Raw genomic sequence first — 2,947 nt, 5'->3', positions numbered from 1 at the left:
ATGGCGACTGCGAACACGCGTGGATTGGCGCGGCTGATGTTGGCGCCCTCGGTTGGGTTGTTGTTGGTTTGGATGATCGTGCCATTGGCGATGACGCTGTGGTTTTCGTTCCAGAACTACAACCTGCTGAACCCGGCCAATGTCAGCTGGGCTGGGCTGTTCAACTATCAGTATTTCTACACCGACCCGGCCTTCTTCCAGTCGATCTGGAACACGCTTTTGATCGTCGGGGGCGTGCTGTTCATCACGGTGCTCGGCGGCGTGGCGATTGCGCTTCTGCTCGACCAGCCGATGTGGGGGCAGGGGATCGTGCGCATCATGATCATCTCGCCGTTCTTCGTCATGCCGCCGGTAGCGGCACTCGTCTGGAAGAACATGATCATGCATCCGGGCTACGGCGTGCTTGCCGATATCAACCGGGCGCTGGGTCTCCAGCCGGTCGACTGGTTTGCGCAATATCCGCTGTTTTCGATCATCATCATCGTCGCCTGGCAATGGCTGCCGTTTGCCACCCTCATCCTCTTGACCGCGCTGCAATCGCTCGACGGCGAGCAGAAGGAAGCGGCCGAGATGGATGGCGCCGGCTTCGTCTCCCGCTTCATCTACCTGACGGTGCCGCATCTCTCGCGCTCGATCACCGTCGTCATCCTGATCCAGACGATCTTCCTGCTCGGCGTCTATGCGGAAATCCTCGTCACCACCAATGGCGGCCCGGGTTATGCGTCGACCAACCTGCCGTTCCTGATCTACCGCACGGCCCTTCTCGGCTACGACGTCGGCGGAGCCTCCGCCGGGGGCATCATCGCCGTCATCCTCGCCAACATCGTCGCCTTCTTCCTGATGCGCGCCGTCGGCAAGAACCTGGACAAGTAGGAGGAAAGACCATGGCTCGCGCAGTTTCAACAAGACGCACTGTAGTGTTCACGATCGCCGCCTGGATCGTCGCGCTGATCATCTTCTTCCCGATCCTCTACACGATCATCACCTCGTTCAAATCCGAGACCGAGGCGATCCAGGGTTTTAACATCATCCCCTCGGGTACGGTGGAGAGCTATGCGGCCGTGCAGGCACAGAGCAACTACTTCAAGTTCTTCCTGAACTCGGTGGTGCTGTCGCTCGGCTCGACGCTGCTGGCGCTGTTGATCGCCGTGCCTGCCGCCTGGTCGATGGCGTTCTCGCCGACGGCCAAGACCAAGGACATCCTGATGTGGATGCTCTCGACCAAGATGATGCCGGCCGTCGCCGTGCTGGTGCCGATCTACCTCATCTTCCGCGACTTCGGCCTGCTCGACAGCCGCATTGGTCTCACCGTCATGCTGACCATGATCAACCTGCCGATCGTCATCTGGATGCTCTACACCTACTTTCGCGAAATCCCGGGCGAGATTCTCGAGGCAGCGCGCATGGATGGAGCCTCGCTCTGGGGCGAGATCGTCTATGTGCTGACGCCGATGGCCGTACCCGGCATTGCGTCGACCATGCTGCTCAACATCATCCTCGCCTGGAACGAGGCCTTCTGGACGATCCGCCTGACGACGACGAACGCAGCGCCGCTCACCGCCTTCATCGCCTCGTTCTCCAGTCCGCAGGGCCTGTTCTGGGCGAAACTCTCGGCAGCCTCGACGCTGGCCATCGCGCCCATCCTGATCATGGGGTGGTTCTCACAAAAGCAGCTTGTCCGCGGCCTGACCTTCGGCGCCGTGAAGTAAAAACAGATCGGGGAGGAACCACCATGGGCAAGATCATCCTGAAAAAGGTCAACAAGAGCTTTGGCGAGACGCAGGTCATTCCGGGCATCGACCTGACCATCAACGAGGGCGAGTTCGTCGTCTTCGTCGGCCCGTCGGGCTGCGGCAAGTCCACGCTGCTGCGCCTGATCGCCGGCCTGGAAGACACCACCAGCGGCATCATCGAGATCGACGGCCGCGACGTCACCGGGGAGGCGCCGGCAAAACGCGGCCTTGCCATGGTGTTCCAGTCCTACGCGCTCTATCCGCACATGTCCGTGCGCAACAACATCGCCTTCCCGCTGAAGATGGCGAAGATGAGCCCCGAGGCGATCGACAAGAAGGTGACGGAGGCCGCGCGCGTGCTCAACCTCACCAACTATCTCGAGCGCCGTCCGGGCCAGCTTTCCGGCGGCCAGCGCCAGCGCGTGGCCATCGGCCGGGCGATCGTGCGCGAACCGTCGGCCTTTCTCTTCGACGAGCCGCTGTCCAACCTCGACGCGGCGTTGCGCGGCACGATGCGGCTGGAGATCAGCGAGCTGCACCACCAGCTGAAGACCACGATGATCTACGTCACCCACGACCAGGTGGAAGCCATGACCATGGCCGACAAGATCGTGGTTCTCAATGCCGGCAATATCGAGCAGGTCGGCTCGCCGCTCGATCTCTACAACAAGCCCGACAACCTGTTCGTCGCCGGCTTCATCGGCTCGCCGCGCATGAACTTCGTCAAGGGTGAGGCAGCCAAGCCGTACAACGCGCCGACCGTCGGCATCCGCCCGGAGCACATCAGGCTCTCCAAGGAGAGCGGCACGTGGAAGGGCCTCGTCGGCGTCGCTGAACACCTCGGCTCCGACACCTTCCTGCATGTCAATGTCGAGGGCATCGGCCTGATGACGGTGCGCGCCGGCGGCGACTTCCCCGTCACCCACGGTGATACGGTGTGGCTTACCCCCGACGAAACCCGCATCCACCGCTTCGACGACGCCGGAAAGGCCGTGAGATGAACAGGCTTGAGGGCAGGAGCGCGCTGATCACCGGATCGGCGCGCGGCATCGGCCGGGCCTTCGCGGAAGCCTATGTCCGCGAAGGCGCAAGGGTCGCCATCGCCGATATCAACATCGAACGCGCACAGGCGACAGCCAAGGAGATCGGTCCGGCAGCCTATGCGGTCGAGATCGACGTGACGCGGCAGGCCTCGATCGATGCCGCGGTTGCCG

4 protein-coding genes are annotated in these 2,947 nt (G+C 62.4%); all 4 read left to right on the top strand.

All coding sequences use genetic code 11. The annotated features are described in order from the left end of the window. On the top strand, nt 1–873 hold an 873-nt coding region (locus tag AC1RT2_RS32125; RefSeq protein ID WP_069057896.1), incomplete at its 5' end, for a carbohydrate ABC transporter permease. Between the two features lie 11 nt (nt 874–884). Then, the gene (locus tag AC1RT2_RS32120) at nt 885–1,709 is read left to right on the top strand and encodes a carbohydrate ABC transporter permease (RefSeq protein ID WP_493108494.1); all 825 of its coding nucleotides are present in this window, start codon (nt 885–887) and stop codon (nt 1,707–1,709) included. Nucleotides 1,710–1,732: 23 nt separating this feature from the next. Then, nucleotides 1,733–2,734, top strand: coding sequence for an ABC transporter ATP-binding protein (locus AC1RT2_RS32115; RefSeq protein WP_069057898.1), 1,002 nt, complete (start codon nt 1,733–1,735; stop codon nt 2,732–2,734). Continuing rightward, nucleotides 2,731–2,947 (top strand): SDR family NAD(P)-dependent oxidoreductase (locus AC1RT2_RS32110; RefSeq protein WP_493108493.1); only part of this gene is annotated, 217 nt, incomplete at its 3' end. The genes AC1RT2_RS32115 and AC1RT2_RS32110, both read left to right, overlap by 4 nt.

It is taken from the genome of Shinella sp. GW821-FHT11G07, assembly GCF_058808115.1.
The sequence above is the reverse complement of the archived record's forward strand: the minus strand, read 5'-3'. Positions and strand labels throughout refer to the sequence as shown.